This window comes from Micromonospora sp. RB23 (assembly GCF_053585025.1).
Genome location: NZ_CM132111.1, coordinates 2,132,937 through 2,152,523, shown reverse-complemented (window position 1 = coordinate 2,152,523; position 19,587 = coordinate 2,132,937). Strand labels below are relative to the sequence as shown.

The following is a 19,587-nucleotide window of genomic DNA, read 5'->3' as shown; positions in this document are numbered from 1 at the left end:
GGAGATGGAGATCGTGATGACCATCCGGATACCGGGCGGACGTCTGCACGACGTCGACGCGATCCGAGGGTTCGCCCTCCTCGGCATATTCGCGGTCAACGTCACCTTCATGGCCTCCGGCTATCCAGGGCACCTGGTGACGGACCCCGACTTCGCCTCGGGCTTCGACGACGCCGTCCGCACGTTCTCCTCGGTCTTCGTCGACATGAAGTTCTACGTGCTGTTCTCGTTCCTCTTCGGATACAGCTTCACCCTCCAGATGGAGGCGGCGAGCAGGGCCGGCGCGGCGTTCCCGGCACGCATGCTCCGCCGGATCGGCGGCCTCTTCGTCCTCGGCGGCCTGCACACCGTGCTCCTGTACGGCGGCGACATCCTCACCACGTACGCGGTGGCGTGCCTCGCGCTGCTCCTGCTGCGCAAGGTGGCCGACCGTACGGCGCTCCGGATCGCGGCGGCGCTCTACACGCTCGTGCTGATCAGTCTGGTCGCCAGCGCGCTCCTCGTGGACCGCTCGGCATTCCTACCCGGCGAGGCCCAGGCGCTGGCCAACGGCGAGGAGGCGACCCAGGCACTGCTCGGCGGCTGGACGGCGAACATCGGCGAGCACCTGGCCGGCCTGCCCCTACTGGTGCTCCAAGCGGTCACCCTGCAGGGTCCGACCGCCCTGGCCCTGTTCCTGCTCGGCATGGTCGCCGGACGGCGACAGTGGCTGAACCGGGTCCGCGGCAACGAGCCGGTGCTGCGCCGCATCCAGTGGATCGGTTTTCCGATCGGACTGCTCGGGGCGGCCGTCTACGCCGCCAGCGGCAGCAACGGCAACGCTCTCGGCGTCGCGGCCAGTGTCTCGACGGCCCCGCTGCTGGCCGCCGCCTACGTGGCGACGCTACTGCGGATCATGCACAACCCGCGTACGTCGGTGGTCCGGGCCGCGCTCGCCCCGGCCGGCCGAATGGCCCTCACCAACTACCTCGCCCAGTCGGCGGTCGGCCTGATCACCTTCACCGGCATCGGCTTCGGCCTCGCCGGGACGTTCTCCCCGCTGGCCCTCTTCGCCTTCGCTCTGGCGGTGTTCGCGGCCCAGTTGGTGGCGAGCGCGTTCTGGCTGCGGCGGTTCCGCTACGGGCCGGTCGAATGGGCGCTGCGCTGGCTCACCAACGCCCACCGTCCTGCCTTCGTCGCCCGAACCGATCGTGCGCGCGCCGCCGAGGAGGGAGTACGGCGGCCCGATCACGCGTCCTCGGCGTAGCGGACGCCGTACCTGTGCAGCGTGACGCCCTCGGCGAAGGACTCCTGTTCGAGCAGGTCCAGTTCCACCGATCGCGCCACGTCGTCGAAGAGTGGCCGACCTCCACCGAGGATGACGGGGTGTGTGAAGAGCAGCAGCTCGTCCAGCAACCCCGCGCGGAGCAGATGGGTGGCGACCGTCGCGCCGCCGACACCGATGTCGCCGTCCTGCTCCTCCCGGTACCTGGCGAGCAGCTCGACGGCATCGCCGTCCGAGCCGAGGGTCCGGGTGTTGTAGCCGGCCTCGGTGCGTGTGCGGGACACCAGCACCTTGGGCTTCGTCGTCCAGATCTCGCCGTACTCACGCAGGTAGTCCGGTAGCTCCTCGTCGGTGCGTGCGGCCGGCCAGAACCCCTCCATCGTCTCGTAGATCGTGCGCCCCTGGACCATCGACGTCAGCGCGCGGGCCCGTGCGTTGAACTCCCGGTGCAGCGGCTCGCCGATGCGCAGCCAGTTGCCGGCGCCCTCCTCGCCCGGGGCATGCTCGATCCTGAGATCCAGAGAGACGTTCATCCAGTACACGAAACGGCCCGACACGTACCCTCCCGGTGATCGCGGTCTGCACCCACCTAACCCGACGCTGGCGAATCCTCCGCGGATCCGGCGAAGCGTTTCACGAAAGCGCGGTACACCGGGGTGCCCGGCAGGCCGTCGCGGATGGCGAACACCACGTGGTCGAACCGGTCGACCACGTGCAGGGCCTCGGCGAACGCGCCGGCCACCGCGGCGGGCTCGTTGCGGAACACCCCGCATCCCCAGGCGCCCAACACGATCGACCGGTGTCCGTGCGCGGCGGCGACCTCCAACACCCGCCGCGCACGCCGGACCAGCACGGCCGGCACGTCCGACGCGTGCGCCGGCTGGTTGCGCACGATCGCGCCGAGGTTCGGCGCCGCGGCGGTCAGGAACGACGTCGTGTACGGCTGATCGAGCAGCTCGCCCTTGTCGTTGCGGAAGACCGGAACGAGCGGGGAGTAGATGACCCGGTCGCTGTAGCGCAGATCCTGCTGCGCACGGTGGAACGCGTAGAACTCCGGCACGGCAACCAGACACGGGTAGAGCGCCGACGAACGGGCGATGCTCTCCTCCTGCGCCTGCGCCCCACCCAGGAAGCCACCACCCGGGTTCTTCGCCGACGCGAACACGAGGCACGCCGCGCCGGGCCCGAGTCGGTACGCCGCCTGCAACGTCGACTCGTGTGTCACCTCCACCGTCGCGACGCCGGGCGCCGCGTCCCGCAGGGCGAGCACCTCGTCCGGCAGGTGATGCCGGGTGCCGGCGACCGCGGCGCGTACCGCCGCACCGACGAGGACCTCCACGCCGTCGCTGTCGCGGTAACGTCCCGACTCGGCGATCTCGACCGTCTGCCGAGCGATCTCACGAAGACGGCCGCTCACCGGTCCACCCGTGGGATCAGAAGATGAAGGGTGGCCACAGCCAGCAGGCTAGGCAGGCCCAGCGGCCGCCGACAACCGGATTTCGGGATCATGCTCGATGTCCGTGTGACGGGGTCACAGGGGTGACGGGTCGTCGCGCAGCCGGCTGTAGAGACAACCGTCCCGCCAGGCGCCGGCCCGGAACTCGCAGGCCCGGACGACTCCCTCCAACTGGAAGCCGGCCTTCTCCAGCGACCGCTGCTCGGCGACGTTCTCGGCATGGGTGCTGGCCTGGATGCGCTGCGCCGGCGTGTGGCTGAACAGGTAGTCGCAGAGCAGCGCCTGCGCCCGCCAGCCGATGCCCTGGCCGCGCCACTCGGGCAGCAGCACGATGCCGATCTCCCAGTAGGGCGCCCGGCCTCCGTACTGGCGCTGGAGGTAGCTGAGGTAACCCGCCCGCGAGTCGGCCGCCGGCTCGACCTGTACGACCAGGCCACCGGTCCGTTCACCGAGATAGCCGTCCTCGGCGAAGCGACGGGCCGGCGCGGCGGCGTCCCGGTAACCAGCCCAGTCGAGCCCGATCAGCCCGGGTTCGACCGCGAACCGGCGCAACATCTCCAGGTCGTCCTCGGTCACCGGGCGCAGCCGTACGGTCGAGCCGGACATCTGGTGCGCGATGCCGACCACCGGCGGTTCAGACATGTCCACCTGGCGACCGTAGCGACGGGCGGGGCGGCCCGCTGTCCCGGTTGGACAGGCTGCCCGATTCGTGCCGGAAACCCGCCGTCAGTGCGCCAGGTGGCCGGTCGCCTCCAGCAGCGCCCGGGTGAGCCGGTTGAGCGCGGCGCTGCGCAGCTGCGCCGAGGTGAACCAGTCCAGCTCGCTGATCTCCTCCCGGTCCGGTGCCGGTGTCCCGTCGACGACAACCGCCTGGTAGACGGCGGTGACGTACGCGACCCGGTCACCGTTGGAGTAGGTCACCTCGTAGTCCGTACCGCCCAGCACGTCCAGCAGCCGCAGTCCGCCGACGTGGACGCCGATCTCCTCACGGACCTCGCGCACGGCCGCCTGGGCCGGCGATTCGCCGATCTCGACCGCACCGCCCGGCACGCCCCACCTGTCCGGACTTCCGGTGTGGCGTACCAGCAGAAGCCGCTCGTGCTCGTCGACAAGGATGACCGACACCGACGGCAACTGGATCAGCTCGGGGCCGATCAGGGCCCGCAGTCGGGCCAGGTGCGCGGAGATCGCCATCAGGGCGGCCCGAACGGATCTACCGGCAGGTCGGGTAGCGGCGGGGCGTCGCTCGTCCCGTCGACGACGGTGACCTGCCAGTCGACGAGTGTGGGCGCCGCCAGCCGGCTGACGTGCCAGGCGACGACACCGACGGCGATGACGAGCGACGCCGCCGCGGCAACGAGCAGCCACTGCCGCAGTGACAGCCGTTCGTCGGCGCGCGGCGGCTGCGGGTTCTTCAGGAAGGGTGCCCACATCGGGGGCCCGTTCAGAGCCACGACAGCACCTCCTGGGCGACGGTGGCGGCCGACTCGACCACCGCCGGCTCGGCGACACCGGTCGCCTCGTAGTCGACGAACACCCCGTAGGTGCCGAGACACACCGAGAAGTGGACGCTCCGGCCGGTCTCGCGGTCACCCGAGAGGTAGTAGAGGGCGCGGTCACCGAGTGCGAACGGGTAATTCCTGGTGTTCAAGACCGTCTGCAGTCCACCATGGTCCAGGCAACGCGGACCGCGACCCTCATGCCGGCCGTAACGTCCGAGTGACACCCACAGGGCGGCGCGTCGGGCCTCCTTCCCGGGCATGCTCTCGACGCGGCAGTAGTTCGAGCGCAGGCCCGGCCCGTTCTGTTGGGCAACCTGCGGGGTACCGTGCCCGGGAACGAGACGGTCGAACACCTCCGACCGAACGAGCGGGCATACCGCGGGAGGCGCAGGCGGATCCACCGTCGCACTCCGCCAGCCCTGCCAACCGCCGACGGTCACCGAGAGCAGGACGCAGAGGGCCAGGACGCCCACCCAACGCCACCGTCTCATGCCCGCAGTGTGACCGGACAACGCAAGTGGACCAGCGGTACGCCGAGAGCGCCGCGACCGCGTCGTCGCCGCTACGATCAGCCGCCCCGAGAACCGACGAAGGATGACTCTCGTGCCAGCCACTCCCCTGTCGCCGGACGTGCCGATGCACGATGGCCAGCTCACGGTCTCACTCGACCTCGTACGTGAGCTGGTGGACGCGCAGTTCCCCCAGTGGCGGGGCCAGGCTCTCCGGCGCGTCGCCTCGCAGGGAACGGTCAATGCCATCGTGCGTATCGGGGAACGGCTGACGGCCCGGTTCCCCCTCCAGCCTCTTGAGGTCGACGCGGCACGGGTCTGGCTGGAACGCGAAGCGGAAGCGGCCCGAGAGCTGTTGGGCCGTACGCGATTTCCCACTCCCGAGCCGGTCGCCATTGGTCAACCGGGCGGCGGCTACCCGCTTCCCTGGTCGGTCCAGACGTGGATACCGGGAGTCGTTGCCACCGACCAGGACCCCGGGGATTCAGTCGCCTTCGCGCACGATCTAGCCGAGTTCGTCGACGGCGTGCGAGCCATCGACACACGCGGCCGCACGTTCGACGGCCAGGGTCGCGGCGGCGAACTACCAGCACATGACGAGTACCTGGAGAGCTGCTTCCGGCACAGCGAAACGTTACTGGACGTGCCCCTGTTGCGCGGGTTCTGGGAGGTGATGAGGGAACTGCCGCGGGGCGGGACCCCGGACACGATGAACCATGGCGATCTCATCCCGGGAAACGTCCTCGTCTCCGACGGGCGGCTGGCCGGGGTTCTCGACGTGGGCGGACTGGGCCCTGCCGACCCTGCCCTTGACCTCGTCGGCGCCTGGCACCTGCTGGAACGTGAGCCACGCCAGGCGTTCCGGAAGCTACTGGGCTGCGACGATCTCGAGTGGGAGCGCGGCAGAGCGTGGGCCTTCCAGCAGGCGATGGGGTTGGTGTGGTACTACCAGCGCACCAATCCGACGATGAGTCTGATCGGCCGACGCACCCTCGCGCGCATCAGTGCCGACCCACCACGCCCTTGATCAGTCTCCAGTGGCCTTCGGAGATGACGTCAACGCTCCCGTCGACCACCGCGATGGCGGTGTCGTCGTCGATGGCGTAGGTCGGGACCGGGATTCCGGCCGCCCACTTCTCGATGTTGGACAGCGTGGCGTCCTCCATGTCCGGATGATCAAGGTGGGGATAGAGCGTGAAGTCCACCAGGCCCAGCGCCCGGTCGGCGCCCTGCGCCATGTCACTGCCGTCGGGGACGAATTGACTGTCGAACTCGGCGTCGCAGTTGTACGGGGTGACCGCGATGCTCCCGGCGCTGACCCCCACATAAACCGTGTCGTCCAGCGACGGCAGAAGGTCGGCCAGGCCCGACTGGCGCAGCCAGTAGGTCAGGTACAGCACGTCGCCGCCCCAGACGAGGAGGGCGTCGGCCTCCCGGACCGCCGGGACCCAGTTCTCCTGCCGAATGGTCGGCAGCGCCGTGAGTTCCAACAGCCCCAGGGACTTCCAACCCAGTTGGGTCAGCGGGATCGAAGCGTGGCCGTGGACCGCCTTCCACGCCTTCTCGGCCCCACCGGGGAAGGGATGAACGCCGGTCGGGATGAACAGGGCCGTGGACTCGGCGATCGGCTTGCCCAGCAGGTCGACGAGCGCGTCGGAGATGCTCGGGTTGCTGATGCCCCCCGACGTGAGAAGGAACTTCATGACATCCGCCCTCCCGGTCATCACTCAATGACGATCATATTGCCCACGAGGGCCGGCGGCCGGGGCCGCCAGCGGCGGCCCCGGCCGGAGAGTCAGCTCCCGCAGATGCCGTACCCGTTGAGGCTCCACGAGCCGGCGAAGCCGTCGGCGTCCTCGTCCGCCCGTACCCGAACGGTGTTCCCCCCGGTGATGTTGATCGCGGTCAGCAGCACCTGGCCGTTGCCGGCGTTGATGTCGGCGCCCGCGCTGTAGAGGCCCTTGCCGGCCGGGCACGACTTGACGGCGTGGTCCGTCGAGTTGCTCGCGCTCGTTCCGGTCAACGCGACCCGCTCCAGCCCGGCGGGCCCGTTGGCGCAGACCGCGATCGAGGTGGCGCTCCAGCCGGCCGGCGAGGTGCCCTGCACCGCGACCGCCCGGACGGTCACCGACGTCAGGTCGAACGATGGCACGACCTGGTCGAGCACCATGTCACCCTGGCCGTTGTTGACCCGCCCACCCATGCCGATGACCTTTTTCGTCCCGCAACTCGCCGTGACGTACTCCGTTCCGGCCGCTCCGGTCGTGGCCACGACCTGGTATCCGGCCGGCGTGGTGGCGCACTGGGCGACGGCCTGCAACCCCCAGTCGCCGGCGAAGTTGGCCGGGCCGGCCTCCCGCATGGTCACGAAGAACCCGGTGCCGTTCGCCAGCGGCTCCAGCCGGTCCAGCCCGACCCGCCCGTCGGCCGACGAGCCGGCGGTGAGGAAGCCTCCGCCGCCGGTGACCACCTTGCCGGCCGGGCAGGATGCGAGCGCCGACTTGTCCGCGCTGCTCTCGGCCGCCGAATGGGTGACCGTCTCCAATCCCGCCGGCACCGCCCAGGCCGGCGCTGCCCAGCCCAGGCCGGCCAGCACGGCAGCCGTCGACGCGACGACCGTCAGCAGGCCCCGTCCCTTGGTTACTCGCATGTCGCTCTCCCTGTCCGCCTCGGCCGACGCCGCGCCGGCCCGCCTCCCGCCGGCCCGGAGGCCGGCAGCTGAGAAGAGCCTGGTCGGGGCCGCTTGCCGTCCGCTATCCGACCGCTTGGCGCCGGCCGTGCCGGTCACGCCGTCCATAGACTTAGCCTGCTGCGCATCGCCTTCGGCGCTGCCGGAGGTGGTCGTCCGATCACGACTGACGAGGAAAGCCATGCGGTGGTCCCTCCTCGGCCCCGTCCAGGTGACCGCCGGGGGGCGGGTCCTTCCCATCGACCGCCCTCAGCAACGCGCGGTACTCGCGCTGCTGCTCCTCAACGCCGACCGGCTCGTGCCACTGGGGCATCTCGTGTCGGCGCTCTGGGCCGACGACCCGCCGGCCAGCGCCCGGACACAGGTGCAGGTCTGCGTCTCCCGGATCCGTGCGGCCCTGCGCGAGGCGGGCGCGGCCGACCTGCTGACGACGCAGGGCGGCGGCTACCGGCTCACCGTGGGCGGGACCGAGCTGGACCTCACTGAGTTCACCGTGGCGGTCGAGCAGGCCCGCGTCGAGGAGACGGCCGGCCGGCGGGCCGAGGCGGCGCAACTGCTGCGTGACGGCCTGGCGCTGTGGCGGGGGCCGGCGCTGGCCGGCGCTGCCGGCGCCTTCGTCGACGCCGCCGCCGCCGGACTGGACGAGCAGCGGCTGCTCGCGTACGAGCGGCTCGCCGCCGTGGAACTCGGCCTCGGCCGGTTCGCCGCGACCGCGCGTACCCTGCGCCCCCTGGTCGCCGAGCATCCGCTCCGGGAGCCGCTGGTCGCCGGGTACCTGCTCGCCCTGGCCGGCTGTGGCCAGCAGGCCGCCGCGCTGCGGCTCTACGCCGAGACCCGCCGCCGTCTCGTCGACGAGTTGGGCGTCGACCCCGGCCCCGAGCTGAGCGGGGCACACCTGCGGGTGCTGCGGGGACGGACGGCGACCGAGCCGGTACCCGCCGGGCCCGCCGGGCCGCCTCCGGCGCAGCTTCCCGGCGATCCCGCCTGGTTCACCGGCCGCGCGGCGGCGCTGCGGCAACTGGACGCGCTGCTGCCCGACGACCCGGCGGGGGCCGCCCGGGACGGCAGCCAGGACGATCCCGGCCGGGCAGTGGTCATCTCCGCCATCGCCGGCACCGCCGGGGTCGGCAAGACCACCCTCGCGGTGCGCTGGGCCCGTCAGGTGGCGCACCGGTACCCGGACGGGCAGCTCTACGTCAACCTGCGCGGATTCGACCTCGACGGCCGGGCCGTGCCGCCGGGCGAGGCGCTCCGCGGCTTCCTGGAGGCGCTGCACGTGCCGCCTCAGCGCGTACCCACCGACCTGCCCGGGCAGGCCGCCCTGTTCCGGACGCTGCTCGCCCACCGCCGGGTCCTGGTGCTGCTCGACAACGCCCGGGACGACGAGCAGGTACGGCCCCTGCTGCCGGGCTCCCCGGGCAGCCTGGTCGTGGTGACCAGCCGCAACCGGCTCACCGGCCTGGTGGTCAACGCCGGCGCCCACCCGGTGACGCTGGACCTGCTGGGACCGGTCGAGGCCCGGGAGTTGCTGACCGCTCGGCTCGGTCGCGGGCGTGCCAGGCGCGAGGCGACGGCGTTGGACGAGATCGTGCGATGCTGTGCCGGCCTGCCGTTGGCCCTGGCCGTCGTCGCGGCCCGCGCCGTCGGGCAACCGGACGTGCCGCTGTCGGTGCTCGCGGGCGAACTGCGGGACGGCGACCCGGACCGGCTCAGTCCACTGGCCACCGGCGACCCGATGACCGACGTGCGGGCGGTCTTCTCCTGGTCGTACCGAGCCCTGGACGCCGACTCGGCCCGGCTGTTCCGACTGCTCGGGCTACACCCCGGCCCCGACTCCGGACGGACGGCGGTGGCGAGCCTCGCCGGCCTGCCGCCGGCCCGGGTCGGCCCGCTGCTGGCCGAGCTCACCCGGGCGAACCTGCTCACCGAGCGCAGCGCGGGCCGGTACGCGATGCACGACCTGCTGCGCGCGTACGCCTCGGAGCTGTGCCACGACACGGAGCCCGCGGTCGAGCGGGAGGCCGCCCGACGCCGCCTGTTCGACCACTACCTGCACGCCTCGCACGCGGCGGACCACCTGCTCGACCCGTACCGGTTGGCACGGCCGGCCGCGCTGCCGCCGCCGTCGGCGGGAGTGACGGTGGGCGACCGCCCGGAGCACACGTGGGCGACCGCGTGGTTCGCCGCCGAGCACCATGTCCTGCTGTCGTGTGTGGAACAGGCGGCGGCCACCGGCCTGGACCGGCACGCGTGGACGTTGGCGGCGGCTCTCACCACGTACCTCGATCGCAGCGGGCACTGGCCGGAGCTCGCCGCCGCGCAGCGGACCGCACTGGCGGCGGCGCGGCGTCGGGGTGATCTGGCCGGTCAGGCCCTGGCGCACCGCGGCCTCGCCATCGCCTGCACCTGGTCCGGCGACCACGAGGCCGCGCACCGGCACTACCGCCGCGACCTGGAGCTGTACCGCGAACTGGGCGACGACACCGGACGCGCGCACACCCACCTCGGGGTGAGCTGGGTGCTCGCCCGGCAGGGCCGGCTGCGGTCCGCCCTGGACGAGACCCGGCTGGCCCTCGACCTCTACCGGACCGCCGACTACCGGGTGGGGCAGGCGAAGGCGCTCAACAATCTGGGGTGGATGCACGCCCGGCTCGGCGAGCCCGGGCCGGCGCTGCACTGCTGCCAGGAGGCCCTGCGTCTGCACGAGGAGACCGGCGACCGGCACGGCGCGGCGCTGACCTGGGACAGCCTCGGGTACGTCCGGCACGGCCTCGGCGACCACGACGAGGCCGCGGACTGCTACCGGCGGGCGCTGGCGCTGCACCGGGAACTGGGCGACCGGTACGACGAGGCGGAGGTGCTGGACAACCTGGGCGACAGCCTCCGGGCCGCCGGTGACCTCGACGCCGCGCGCCGGGCCTGGCGGGAAGCGCTGACGATCTTCGACGAGCTGCGCCATCCGGACGCCGACCGGCCCCGGGCCAAGCTGGCCGTCCCAGCCGTCCCGGTGGCGCCCACCGGCGGTGGCGAGCGCTGACGACACCGGTGGATCCGTCATTTCTGTCGGTCGGCCGTGGCACACTCCCGCGCCATGGACGCTGACGAGTTCTGGGCACTTGTGGAGTCCGCCGGGGCGGATGTCGACGGGTCGACCGACGACGACGGTGAGGCCGTCGCCGCCGCGCTCGTGGCGCGTCTGGCGGCGACGTCACCGGAGCGTATCGTCGAGTTCGAGGAGCTGTTCGACCAGCTCCAGGACGCGCTCTACCGGTGGGACATCTGGGCAGCCGCGTACCTGATCGGCGGTGGATGCTCGGACGACAGCTTCATGGATTTCCGGGCGGGCGTCATCGCGCAGGGGCGCGGGTGGTACGAGCGGGTCCTGGCCTCCCCCGACGGACTGGCCGACCATCCCCTGGTACGGCGTGCGGCAGCCGGGGAAGACGACGACGGCGCGCTCTTCGCCGAGTCGGTGAACTACGTGGCCAGCGAGGCCTACGAGCAGGTCACGGGTGACGACGATGCCTTCGACGCGGCGTTGAAGGCCCGTCAGCAGGGTGCGGACGGTATCGACGCGGCCGGCGAGGCCGATATGGGCGAGGACTTCGACTTCGACGACGATGACGAGATGCGGCGTCGGCTGCCCCGGCTGGCCGCGCTGTTCCTCGACACCGACGGCTGAGCCCGACCGTCGTGGATCGACGGCAACTCGACGAGCAGCAAACCCTCCTGACCAGGCATTCTTGGCGTATGGACCATTCGGAGAACCTGGCTCTGGAGGTACGCACATGTTCACCACGAAGTTCTGGAAGGCCACCGCCGAGCGGGCGGTGAAGAGCGCCGCGCAGGGTCTGCTCCTCTACTGGGGCGCCGATGTGGTGTTCAACGCGTGGCAGGCGGACTGGGCGGCCGCGGGTGGCATCGCGTCCGGTGCCGCGGTGCTGTCGGTGCTCACCTCGCTCGTGAGCGCGAGGGTGTCGGGCGAGGGTGACTCGCCCAGCCTCGTGGGCGGCGAGCAGTAGCACCGGCCCAGCCGGGAGCCCTTCGGCGTCGAAGGCGCTCCCGGCCGTCGAATTGACTCGGCGGCACGAAGGCGCGACGCTGTGGCAGCGCTCCCATCGACGGGCTCCTATTCGAGAGGAATGCTCGTGCGTCCCCACAGAGTTCTACTACCGGTCGTGCTCGCCACGGCCCTCGGCGGCCTGGCCCTGCCGGTGCCCGCCCTGGCCGCGGCCGGCCCGGCGCTGGCCGTGGACACCACCGCCGCCCGGCACCAGATCAGCCCGTACATCTACGGCATGAACTTCGCCGACGAGGCCCTCGCCCGCGACCTGCGGCTGCCGGTGAACCGCTACGGCGGAAACGCCACCACCCGTTACAACTTCCGCGCCGACACCACCAACCGCGCGGCGGACTGGTACTTCGAGAACATCCCCAACGACAATTCGAGTCCGGAGGACCTCCCGAAGGGCTCGGAGAGCGACCGGTTCGTGCAGCGCAACAAGGCCACCGGCGCCGGCACGGTCATGACGGTGCCGATGCTCGGCTGGATCGCCAAGGACCGGTCGCGGGCCTGCGGCTTCAGCGTCGCCAAGTACGGTCCGCAGGAGTCCACCGACCCCTGGGCGCCGGACTGCGGCAACGGCAAGAAGCCGGACGGGACACTGATCACCGGCAACGACCCGGAGGACACCAGCGTCGCGGTCGGTCCGGAGTACGTCGCCGACTTCGTCAAGCACCTCAAGGGGCAGTTCGGCGCCGCCGCCGACGGCGGCGTCCAGTTCTACAACCTGGACAACGAGCCGGACCTCTGGCAGTCCACCCACCGCGACGTCCGACCGACCGGCATGGGCTACGACGAGTTGCGCGACCGCACCTACGAGTACGCCGCCGCGATCAAGGCTGCCGACCCCGGCGCGAAGACGCTCGGTCCCGTCGGCTGGGGCCTGAACTCGATCATCTACTCGGGCCTCGACCAGGACACCTGCTCGCGCACCGGCTGCTGGTCGAATCCGCCGGACAAAGCCGCGCACGGCGGCCAGGACCTCGGCCCGTGGTACCTGGACCGGATGCGCGAGTACGAGCAGCAGCACGGCACCCGCATCCTCGACTACTTCGACGTCCACCTCTACCCGCAGCAGTCCGGCGTCTTCGGCGATGCGGCCGGCGACGCCAACACCCAGGCGCTGCGACTGCGTTCGACCCGCCAGCTCTGGGACCCGACCTACGTGGACGAGAGCTGGATCAACAGCCCGGTCCGGTTCATCCCGCGCCTGCACGAGCTGGTCGACCAGCACTACCCGGGCACGAAGATCGCGATGACCGAGTACAACTGGGGTGCCCACGGCTCGCTCAACGGCGCGCTCGCCCAGGCGGACGTCCTCGGCATCTTCGGCCGCGAAGGGCTGGACATGGCCGCTCTGTGGACCGCGCCCGCCGCCGACCAGCCGGTGGCCAACGCCTTCCGCGTCTACCGCAACTACGACGGCAACGGCGGCGCGTTCGGCGAGACCTCCGTCCAGGCGACAAGCGCCGACCAGGGCAAACTGGCCGTGTACGCCGCCGAGCGCAGCGCCGACAAAGCGCTCACCGTGGTCGTTGTCAACAAGACCGGGGACGACCTGACCAGCCCGGTCACCCTCTCCGGCGTCTCCGCGAGCACCGCCCAGGTCTACCGGTACAGCGGGGCGAATCTGGCCGGCGTCGTCCGGGAAGCCGACCAGCCGGTGACCGCCGGCGGCCTCACGACCACCTTCCCGGCCAACTCGATCACCCACCTGGTCCTGCCGCGCGCCGCCACGCCCGGCGACACCCAGGCGCCGACCACGCCGGGCAAGCCGACCGCCGGCACGATCACCAGCGACAGCATCCCGCTGGCCTGGACACCGTCCACCGACGACACCGCCGTCACCGGGTACGACGTGCACCGGGTCGACACCACCGGCACCGTGAAGGTGGGCAGCGCCACCGGCCCCACGTACACCGTGACCGGGCTGACGCCGGACACTCCGTACACCTTCGTGGTGACCGCCCGCGACGCGGCGGGCAACGTCTCGCCGGCCTCGCCCGGCCTGACCGTACGGACCGCGCCCACGCCGCCCACCGGCCGTTGCACGGTCGGCTACACGGCGAACAGTTGGCCGGGCGGCTTCACCGCGACCGTGACGATCAAGAACACCGGTGCCACCGCGATCGACGGCTGGAAACTCGCCTTCGACTTCCCCACCACCGGCCAGCAGGTCAGTCAGGGCTGGTCGGCCACCTGGAAACAGACCGGAACGAGCGTCACCGCGGACAGCATGAGCTGGAACGGCAGACTCGGCCCCGGCGCATCCACAAGCATCGGCTTCAACGGGACGTGGAGCGGCACCAATCCGGCGCCGGCCGCCTTCACCCTCAACGGTCAACGCTGCGGATGACCTGAGGTCCTCCTTTTTGCCGGAGCCGAGCCGATGGGGTCCGGGGCGCAGCGTCGCCCCGGACCCCTCGCCCATCAGAGCTGCCCAAATCGGCGTTCGGCCCGGGAGGTACGGGATACTGCCGCGGTGATCAGGTTCCGGTTCGAGCTGTACCCGTCCGACCAGGTGTCGCCGTGGGGTGGCTCGCAGCCGAGGCTGCACTGGTTCGGCCTGACCGAGGGCTGGTACTGGCTCGAAGCAGGCGGCCAGGAGTTCCTGCGCCGCACCCGACACGTCGACCCGCACCCCTACATCGACTACTACCTGGCGCGACTGTGGGAAGACGTCATCGCCCTGACACCCAGGGCGCTGGAACCGGTGCCCGACGACCTACAGCCTTTCATCGCCTCCCACCCCACGCAGTGGATGTGTGACCCGCTTGAGTTCGTGGACGAGCCGGATGGGCAGCGCCCGGACAGCGCGAACGCCCCCGCGCCCGACCACCCGGTCGTCAGCGCAGCGCTCTGGCACGGCGAGCACCACCTGGACTTCGGGTACCTGCGTCATCCTCCCGAACTCCGCCTGTGGCGTACCAGCCACGACGATCGCGACGAGATAACCCTCCACTGGCGGCACGAGGACAACGGGGAGGTCGCCTTCACCACCGATCCCGCGGTGCGGCTCAGCGTTCCGACCACCGCGTACCTCGCGGCCGTGCACACCCTCGACCGCGAGCTGATGGACACCATGGGACAGCGCGTCGAGGATCTGGAACGTCGAGGTGGGTTGCCCGGCACGGACCTCGACCTCGACCAATTGCGGCGGGAGCACGACGATCGGCGGCGTTGGCTCGCCAGGAACCTCGACCGTCGTGTGACGACCGACTGGAACGTCGTACGTCAAGGTGCCCGGCTGCTGCTCGATGATCTCCCATAACACTTGATGCGCGGTTCTGCGAAGCGCGAAGTAGATCAGCCGCCGGAGCCCTCTGCCGCCCCGTCGTGGGTGGAAGCGCCGTCGCCACCATCCAGGTCGACGTGCTGATGGCCCTGACCGGCGTCGACGTTCACCTGATCGAGTTGGGTTGCCGCGACGGACCAGGCAGCCTCCGCTTGGGCCGCCTGCCGCTTCGCCAACGCCGTCAAGGCGGCCCGTTGGGTGGGCGGCCCGGTGACCGCGAGGAGGTACGTCTCGACGGCCAGGGATGCCTGTTCGACGGCGCCGCGCAGCCCGCCCCGTGCAACGTTCGTCGCGGTGGCGCCCGACGGAGTGTCGGCGAACGGCGCTGCGGCACGCTGCATGGTCTGTTGCCACTGGCGGGCCTGCTCAAGGCCTGGTTGCTCGCCGGTTGGCGGCACTGCCCGCAGGGCGGTGAGAACGGGAGCGACCTCCTTACCGAGGCGGCGGGCCGTCGCCGTCAGCTCGACTATCTGCTGGCTGTCGCGCTGTGCGTCGGCCTTACGGATGTCTGCGGCAGCCGACTCGACGCCGTCCGGACGACCGGCTGCGTACCCGGCGAAACCGCCCACAAGAAGAGCCGCGAGCCCGACTGCCACGACGATGACGGCGACACGTGCCGTCCGGCGGCGACTCGTGTCCGGAGCCGACAGCTGATACGAGGGTTTACCGGTACGGCGCGACACGACATCTCCCTGCATCGATGGAAGCTCCATCGCAGCCTAGCTTCTTCGTCGCGGCCGGCGCCCCCGGAAGGTGCCGAACCTCCGACCGTGGCCCGGCCTATGCTCTCGCGGGTGGAGGCCGGGGTGAGGCGCGGGAAATCGCCGGAGCCCGGATCCGGACCCGCATCTCAGCTGTCACACAGGTACCTGTCCGCGGCAGCCCCCGAGTTCCACCGCCCGTGGATGATCCTCATCTGGTCGTGGTAACGGCACCGCCCTGCTCAGCTCAGCTGGACCGTCCCGACGATTCGTGTGGGGACGACGGAGCCGCCCACGGGTTCGTTGGAGACGCCGAACGTTCCCGCCTCGGCAACCGGGCCGACGACCGTGGTCGCCCCCCTGGCATCCTCTGCCAGTCGTCCCACCTTGCGGGGCTCGCCGCCGCGGATGAGCCAGAGTTCGTATATCCGTCCGGGTCCGGGTTCGGGCAGGTCACGCAGCAGCACCACCCCGCGGTCACGGCTGCGGGAGACCACCACGGTCGCGACGCCGCCCGGCTGCAGCGACCGCTCGAACACCTGGGCGTCCGGGGCGTCCAGGACGGCGGCGATCTGCCGCGCCTGCTCGCTGCTGGCCCGCTCGTCGCTGACCCGATCGTCGGTCACGGCCCAGGTGGCCGCGCTCGCGCCGCCGGCCACGACGACGGCCACCGCGGCGGCCACGGTGAGGCGTCGCCACCTGCCTGCCGGCCGTGTGGCGCTGTCTCCGGCGGCAGCAGAGCGCAGCTGCGGGGTACGCGCCGCCTGGACGAGGGTGCGCTTCCGCAACCCCTGGGGCATGGCCTCGACGACGGTGTCGTCGGCGAGCCGTGCGACCGTCTCCCGTAGCTCGGTCACCTCCTGGCGGCACGACTCGCAGTCGGCCAGGTGCCGCTCGAACGCCGCCCTGTCGAGGTCGTCGACCGCGTTCAGGGCGTACGCGCCGGCGAGGGTGTGGATGTCGGCGCTCATGCCCGTCCTTCCATGTCAATGCCCAGGCAGTCGCGCATCCGGATCAGTCCGTCGCGCATCCGCGTCTTCACCGTCGGCAGCGGTGTCTTCAGCTTTTCGGCAACCTCCCGGTAGGTGTGGCCGCCGTAGTAGGCCAGGGCCACCGCCTCCCGCTGGACCGGTGTCAGCCGGCCCAGACAGCGGCGGACCTGTTCGCGCTCCAGCCGGGCGGTGACGTCCTCGACGACCTCGTCGTAGGGGACGTGTGTCTCGGTCGCGGCGACCCGCTGGGTGCGGTCGGTGTGGGCCTGCTCGCTGCGCACGCGATCCACCGCCCGGCGGTGCGCCATCGTCAGGATCCAGGCGGAGGCCGAGCCACGACCGGCCTCGAATCGGCCGGCGGTGCGCCACACCTCGACCATCACCTCCTGCGTCACCTCCTCCGCCTGCGCCGGGTCGCGTACGACGCGGCGGGCCAGCCCGAGGACCCGGCCGGCCATGGTGTCGTACAGCGCCGCGAACGCCACCTCGTCGCCCCGTGCCACCCGCGCCAGCAGCTCGTCCGGGCTCGGTGACGTCGCGGTGTCCGGCGGCACCGAACGAAGCCGCCGCGCGTGTTCCGGGTCGCCGCTCATCCTCGGCATGTCCTCTCCTGTGCTGGCGGCCGTGGGTTTGCCGCCGCGTACTCGTTGCTGGGCGGGATGCGGGTGAGCGAGGCGCGCGTACACGATGACATTCTCGCGACGACGCGCTCCACATCTCCGTTTCTGCCTGGATCCGGCGTTGACACTCGGGTGGGGTCAGGAGGGATTCGTGGCGTGATGGACGGCAAGCACCAGGTCAGGTGATCGTGACGGTGGTGCTGTGCCAGCCGGTCGCGCCGTCGGGGAACGGCGCGGCCCGTTGGTCGGTCTGGGTCGCACCTGTCGCGTCGGTGGCCCGTACGCGCAGGGTGTGGCTGCCCGGGGTGGCGTCCCAGCGGTAGGTCCACTGCCGCCACAGGTCCGGCGATGGTCCGTCGGCGAGGCGGGCCTGCCGCCACGGCCCGTCGTCGACCTGCACCTCGGCTGCCATGATTCCCCGCCGTTGCGCCCAGGCGACACCGGCGATGATGACGGGCCCGGCGCGACGTTGCGCGAAAGGTCTCGGAGTGTCGATGCGCGATGCGGTCTTGACGGGCGCGTCGGCCGCCCACCCGCGCTGCACCCAGTAGGGGTCGAACGCGTCGAACGTGGTCACCTTCATCGAGGTGAGCCACTTGCAGGCGCCCACGTAGCCGTAGAGTCCGGGGACGAGCATGCGGACGGGGAAGCCGTGTTCCAGGGGCAGGGGTTCGCCGTTCATGGCCACGGCCAGGAGTGCGTCGCGCCCGTCGAGGATCGCCGCGAGCGGAGTGCCGATGGTCATGCCCTCCACCGAGCGGCTGACGAGCTGGTTCTGCCCGGTGTGGAGACCCGCCTCGCGAAGCAGCGGTGCGAGGGGAATCCCGGTCCAGCGGGCGGTGCCGATGTAGGGACCACCGACCTCGTTCGAGACACAGTTCAGGGTGATGTCACGCTCGACGAGGCCACGGGCGAGAAGATCCTCGAATTTCCAGGTACGAGGACGGTCGACTGCCCCGTCCAGGGTCAACCGCCAGGTCTCCAGGTCGACCTGCGGAACAGTGAGGGCCGTGTCGACACGGTAGAAGTCCCGGTTGCGGGTGAGGAACGCCGAAACCCCGTCGACACCGACGGAGACACCGTCGGGTAGCGGCGGCGCCGGTCGTACCGGCGGCGGAATGCGAACGGCGGCGCGGGAACGGGCGCCGACCGCACTGCCGCGACCCACGGCCTGGCCGACGGCGGCCGTGGCGCCGGCGATCAGCGCGGTCCCCGCTGTCGTGGCCAGGAACTGACGGCGGTCGAGCAGCCACGGCCGGCTCGGCGCGGTGACCGTTACCGTTCGACCGGCGCGCGCCAACAGCAACATCGCGGCCGATCCGACGCCGACACCCGTCAGCACCGGCAGAACGCCCAGGGGCGTCGCGCCCGGGCGGGACAGGACGGCGGTGACACCGACTGCGGCGAACACGGCGAGGCCAGCCAGACCGTAGCGTCGTCGTCGAAGCGCCGCCGCGCCGAGCAGAACCGCGGCCAGGGCCAGCAGCGCGTAGACGCCGACGAGGAGCGCGATCTTGTCGTTGGCGCCGAAGGTGCGGATGGCGAACGCCTTGACGCCCTGCGGTGCCAGGTCGATGGCAACACCGCCGACTGCCAGCACCGGATCGGCGGCAGGAGCGACCAGCGCCGCGAGGAGGTGCGCCACGGCGAGAGTCACTCCGGCGGTCAGCACGCCGACGACCGAGCCGCGGACGGCGGTCATGCGGAGGGACGGCCCCGGCCGACGGGTCGCCGGCCGGGGCTCGATGTCGGTCGACGCCATCAGCTCTTGGGCATCAGAACGGTGTCGACGATGTACACGGTGGCGTTGGCCGTCGAGACGTTCCCGCAGACCACCATCGAGGTGCCGTTGACGGTGAACGACGAGCCGCTGCCGGTCACCTCGAGGTCGCCGCCCTGCAACGTCTTGTGGGTGCCTGCCAAGGTGTCCGGCGACAGCTGGGTCGTCACCACGTGGTAGGTCAGGACCTTCTTCAGCAGGGCGTCGTCGGCCAGGACCTTGTCCAGGTCCGCCTTCGGGATCTTGGCGAACGCGTCGTTGGTCGGCGCGAACACCGTGACGCCCTGCGCGCCGTTGAGCGAGTCCACCAGGTTGGCCTTCTTCACGGCCGTCACCAGCGTCGACAGCAGCGGGTTGCCGGACGCGGCGGTGGCCACCGGCACCTTCGCCATCGCCTCGAAACTGCCGGGGTTGGACGCATCGGTCGGAACGGCAGCGCACCCCGAGCCGAACTGACCCGACATCATCGTCGAGGGCGAAGCCGATGCCATCGGCGCGCTGGCCGACATGCTCGGCGCGCCGCTGGCACTCTCCCCACTGTCGTTACCGCCGCAGGCGGACAGGGCCAGCACAGCGATCACGCCAACGGAGGCGAACAGGCGTCGCTTCATACGAACTCCTCGAATGCTTGTACTTCACTGCTGTTGTCGAAGGGCATTCGAGGCCGATCTCGAGACGGATGGGCGCAACAGGGAGCAAATTCGGCGCGGCGCTGT

Annotated in this window: 20 protein-coding genes; 7 read left to right on the top strand and 13 right to left on the bottom strand. The window is 71.2% G+C overall.

From position 1 onward, the window contains the following. Positions 1-16: 16 nt before the first annotated feature. Entirely contained in the window at positions 17-1,246 is a 1,230-nt protein-coding gene (locus ACTFTM_RS09975; RefSeq protein WP_449565505.1) for a DUF418 domain-containing protein, read from the top strand. Here ACTFTM_RS09975 and ACTFTM_RS09970 read toward each other — a convergent pair. From ACTFTM_RS09970 to ACTFTM_RS09945, 6 genes are all read right to left on the bottom strand, one after another. Next, complete coding sequence (locus tag ACTFTM_RS09970) at positions 1,228-1,797, bottom strand: dihydrofolate reductase family protein (protein WP_449565504.1); 570 nt, start codon at positions 1,795-1,797, stop codon at positions 1,228-1,230. The two genes, ACTFTM_RS09975 and ACTFTM_RS09970, sit on opposite strands and share 19 nt — an antisense overlap. A gap of 56 nt (positions 1,798-1,853) precedes the next feature. Further along, on the bottom strand, positions 1,854-2,681 hold the full coding sequence (locus ACTFTM_RS09965) for a TIGR02452 family protein (RefSeq protein WP_449565503.1): 828 nt from the start codon (positions 2,679-2,681) through the stop codon (positions 1,854-1,856). A 114-nt stretch (positions 2,682-2,795) separates the two neighbouring features. Continuing rightward, on the bottom strand, positions 2,796-3,362 hold the full coding sequence (locus tag ACTFTM_RS09960; protein ID WP_449566596.1) for a GNAT family N-acetyltransferase: 567 nt from the start codon (positions 3,360-3,362) through the stop codon (positions 2,796-2,798). Between the two features lie 84 nt (positions 3,363-3,446). Next, entirely contained in the window at positions 3,447-3,914 is a 468-nt protein-coding gene (locus ACTFTM_RS09955; RefSeq protein ID WP_449565502.1) for an NUDIX domain-containing protein, read from the bottom strand. Next, the gene (locus ACTFTM_RS09950; RefSeq protein ID WP_449565501.1) at positions 3,914-4,174 is read right to left on the bottom strand and encodes a hypothetical protein; all 261 of its coding nucleotides are present in this window, start codon (positions 4,172-4,174) and stop codon (positions 3,914-3,916) included. The genes ACTFTM_RS09955 and ACTFTM_RS09950 overlap by 1 nt, the downstream gene beginning before the upstream one ends. Next, positions 4,165-4,713 carry a hypothetical protein gene (locus ACTFTM_RS09945; RefSeq protein WP_449565500.1) on the bottom strand — a complete coding sequence of 183 codons (549 nt, stop codon included), beginning with the start codon at positions 4,711-4,713 and terminating at the stop codon, positions 4,165-4,167. Before ACTFTM_RS09945 ends, ACTFTM_RS09950 begins: the two co-directional genes overlap by 10 nt. A gap of 112 nt (positions 4,714-4,825) precedes the next feature. Between ACTFTM_RS09945 and ACTFTM_RS09940 the strand changes: the two genes are divergently transcribed. After that, positions 4,826-5,758: an aminoglycoside phosphotransferase family protein gene (locus ACTFTM_RS09940; protein ID WP_449565499.1), complete on the top strand. Its 933-nt coding sequence runs from the start codon at positions 4,826-4,828 to the stop codon at positions 5,756-5,758. On the opposite strand, the gene ACTFTM_RS09935 is transcribed toward ACTFTM_RS09940, so the two are convergent. Together ACTFTM_RS09935 and ACTFTM_RS09930 are read right to left on the bottom strand one after the other, a co-directional pair. Continuing rightward, positions 5,733-6,434, bottom strand: a complete 702-nt coding sequence (locus ACTFTM_RS09935) for a Type 1 glutamine amidotransferase-like domain-containing protein (protein ID WP_449565498.1) — start codon at positions 6,432-6,434, stop codon at positions 5,733-5,735. The two genes, ACTFTM_RS09940 and ACTFTM_RS09935, sit on opposite strands and share 26 nt — an antisense overlap. A 92-nt stretch (positions 6,435-6,526) precedes the next feature. After that, the gene (locus ACTFTM_RS09930; RefSeq protein WP_449565497.1) at positions 6,527-7,381 is read right to left on the bottom strand and encodes a hypothetical protein; all 855 of its coding nucleotides are present in this window, start codon (positions 7,379-7,381) and stop codon (positions 6,527-6,529) included. A 220-nt stretch (positions 7,382-7,601) separates the two neighbouring features. Here ACTFTM_RS09930 and ACTFTM_RS09925 point away from each other — a divergent pair, with 220 nt between their 5' ends. The 5 genes from ACTFTM_RS09925 (at position 7,602) to ACTFTM_RS09905 (ending at position 14,754) form a co-directional block, all read left to right on the top strand. Then, entirely contained in the window at positions 7,602-10,457 is a 2,856-nt protein-coding gene (locus ACTFTM_RS09925; RefSeq protein WP_449565496.1) for a BTAD domain-containing putative transcriptional regulator, read from the top strand. Between the two features lie 54 nt (positions 10,458-10,511). Beyond that, a complete protein-coding gene (locus ACTFTM_RS09920) occupies positions 10,512-11,102 on the top strand; it encodes a DUF4240 domain-containing protein (protein ID WP_449565495.1) in 591 nt (196 codons plus the stop codon). Positions 11,103-11,208: 106 nt separating this feature from the next. Beyond that, entirely contained in the window at positions 11,209-11,442 is a 234-nt protein-coding gene (locus ACTFTM_RS09915) for a holin (RefSeq protein ID WP_355052950.1), read from the top strand. A 156-nt stretch (positions 11,443-11,598) separates the two neighbouring features. Continuing rightward, positions 11,599-13,839: a glycoside hydrolase family 44 protein gene (locus ACTFTM_RS09910; RefSeq protein WP_449565494.1), complete on the top strand. Its 2,241-nt coding sequence runs from the start codon at positions 11,599-11,601 to the stop codon at positions 13,837-13,839. A gap of 126 nt (positions 13,840-13,965) precedes the next feature. Further along, positions 13,966-14,754 (top strand): DUF5984 family protein, encoded by a 789-nt coding sequence (locus ACTFTM_RS09905; protein WP_449565493.1) that lies wholly within the window; start codon positions 13,966-13,968, stop codon positions 14,752-14,754. Positions 14,755-14,789: 35 nt separating this feature from the next. Here ACTFTM_RS09905 and ACTFTM_RS09900 read toward each other — a convergent pair whose 3' ends face one another. The 5 genes from ACTFTM_RS09900 to ACTFTM_RS09880 all read right to left on the bottom strand — a co-directional run bounded on the left by ACTFTM_RS09900 (position 14,790) and on the right by ACTFTM_RS09880 (position 19,482). After that, a complete protein-coding gene (locus tag ACTFTM_RS09900; protein WP_449565492.1) occupies positions 14,790-15,491 on the bottom strand; it encodes a hypothetical protein in 702 nt (233 codons plus the stop codon). Positions 15,492-15,721: 230 nt separating this feature from the next. Then, positions 15,722-16,450 (bottom strand): anti-sigma factor, encoded by a 729-nt coding sequence (locus tag ACTFTM_RS09895; RefSeq protein WP_449565491.1) that lies wholly within the window; start codon positions 16,448-16,450, stop codon positions 15,722-15,724. Beyond that, positions 16,447-17,073 (bottom strand): sigma-70 family RNA polymerase sigma factor, encoded by a 627-nt coding sequence (locus tag ACTFTM_RS09890; RefSeq protein WP_449565490.1) that lies wholly within the window; start codon positions 17,071-17,073, stop codon positions 16,447-16,449. Before ACTFTM_RS09890 ends, ACTFTM_RS09895 begins: the two co-directional genes overlap by 4 nt. 196 nt (positions 17,074-17,269) lie before the next feature. Continuing rightward, positions 17,270-18,793 carry a molybdopterin-dependent oxidoreductase gene (locus ACTFTM_RS09885; RefSeq protein WP_449565489.1) on the bottom strand — a complete coding sequence of 508 codons (1,524 nt, stop codon included), beginning with the start codon at positions 18,791-18,793 and terminating at the stop codon, positions 17,270-17,272. Positions 18,794-18,852: 59 nt separating this feature from the next. Continuing rightward, entirely contained in the window at positions 18,853-19,482 is a 630-nt protein-coding gene (locus ACTFTM_RS09880) for a fasciclin domain-containing protein (RefSeq protein ID WP_449565488.1), read from the bottom strand. Positions 19,483-19,587: the final 105 nt, after the last annotated feature.

What these genes read in the sequence shown, in the direction of transcription:
- ACTFTM_RS09895 (WP_449565491.1), bottom strand. Translation starts at nt 16,450, where the DNA reads ATGAGCGCCGACATCCACACCCTCGCCGGCGCGTACGCCCTGAACGCG.
- ACTFTM_RS09975 (WP_449565505.1), top strand. Translation starts at nt 17, where the DNA reads ATGACCATCCGGATACCGGGCGGACGTCTGCACGACGTCGACGCGATC.
- ACTFTM_RS09920 (WP_449565495.1), top strand. Translation starts at nt 10,512, where the DNA reads ATGGACGCTGACGAGTTCTGGGCACTTGTGGAGTCCGCCGGGGCGGAT.
- ACTFTM_RS09925 (WP_449565496.1), top strand. Translation starts at nt 7,602, where the DNA reads ATGCGGTGGTCCCTCCTCGGCCCCGTCCAGGTGACCGCCGGGGGGCGG.
- ACTFTM_RS09955 (WP_449565502.1), bottom strand. Translation starts at nt 3,914, where the DNA reads ATGGCGATCTCCGCGCACCTGGCCCGACTGCGGGCCCTGATCGGCCCC.
- ACTFTM_RS09890 (WP_449565490.1), bottom strand. Translation starts at nt 17,073, where the DNA reads ATGCCGAGGATGAGCGGCGACCCGGAACACGCGCGGCGGCTTCGTTCG.
- ACTFTM_RS09945 (WP_449565500.1), bottom strand. Translation starts at nt 4,713, where the DNA reads ATGAGACGGTGGCGTTGGGTGGGCGTCCTGGCCCTCTGCGTCCTGCTC.
- ACTFTM_RS09930 (WP_449565497.1), bottom strand. Translation starts at nt 7,381, where the DNA reads ATGCGAGTAACCAAGGGACGGGGCCTGCTGACGGTCGTCGCGTCGACG.
- ACTFTM_RS09900 (WP_449565492.1), bottom strand. Translation starts at nt 15,491, where the DNA reads ATGGAGCTTCCATCGATGCAGGGAGATGTCGTGTCGCGCCGTACCGGT.
- ACTFTM_RS09915 (WP_355052950.1), top strand. Translation starts at nt 11,209, where the DNA reads ATGTTCACCACGAAGTTCTGGAAGGCCACCGCCGAGCGGGCGGTGAAG.
- ACTFTM_RS09885 (WP_449565489.1), bottom strand. Translation starts at nt 18,793, where the DNA reads ATGACCGCCGTCCGCGGCTCGGTCGTCGGCGTGCTGACCGCCGGAGTG.
- ACTFTM_RS09960 (WP_449566596.1), bottom strand. Translation starts at nt 3,362, where the DNA reads ATGTCTGAACCGCCGGTGGTCGGCATCGCGCACCAGATGTCCGGCTCG.
- ACTFTM_RS09880 (WP_449565488.1), bottom strand. Translation starts at nt 19,482, where the DNA reads ATGAAGCGACGCCTGTTCGCCTCCGTTGGCGTGATCGCTGTGCTGGCC.
- ACTFTM_RS09970 (WP_449565504.1), bottom strand. Translation starts at nt 1,797, where the DNA reads ATGAACGTCTCTCTGGATCTCAGGATCGAGCATGCCCCGGGCGAGGAG.
- ACTFTM_RS09935 (WP_449565498.1), bottom strand. Translation starts at nt 6,434, where the DNA reads ATGAAGTTCCTTCTCACGTCGGGGGGCATCAGCAACCCGAGCATCTCC.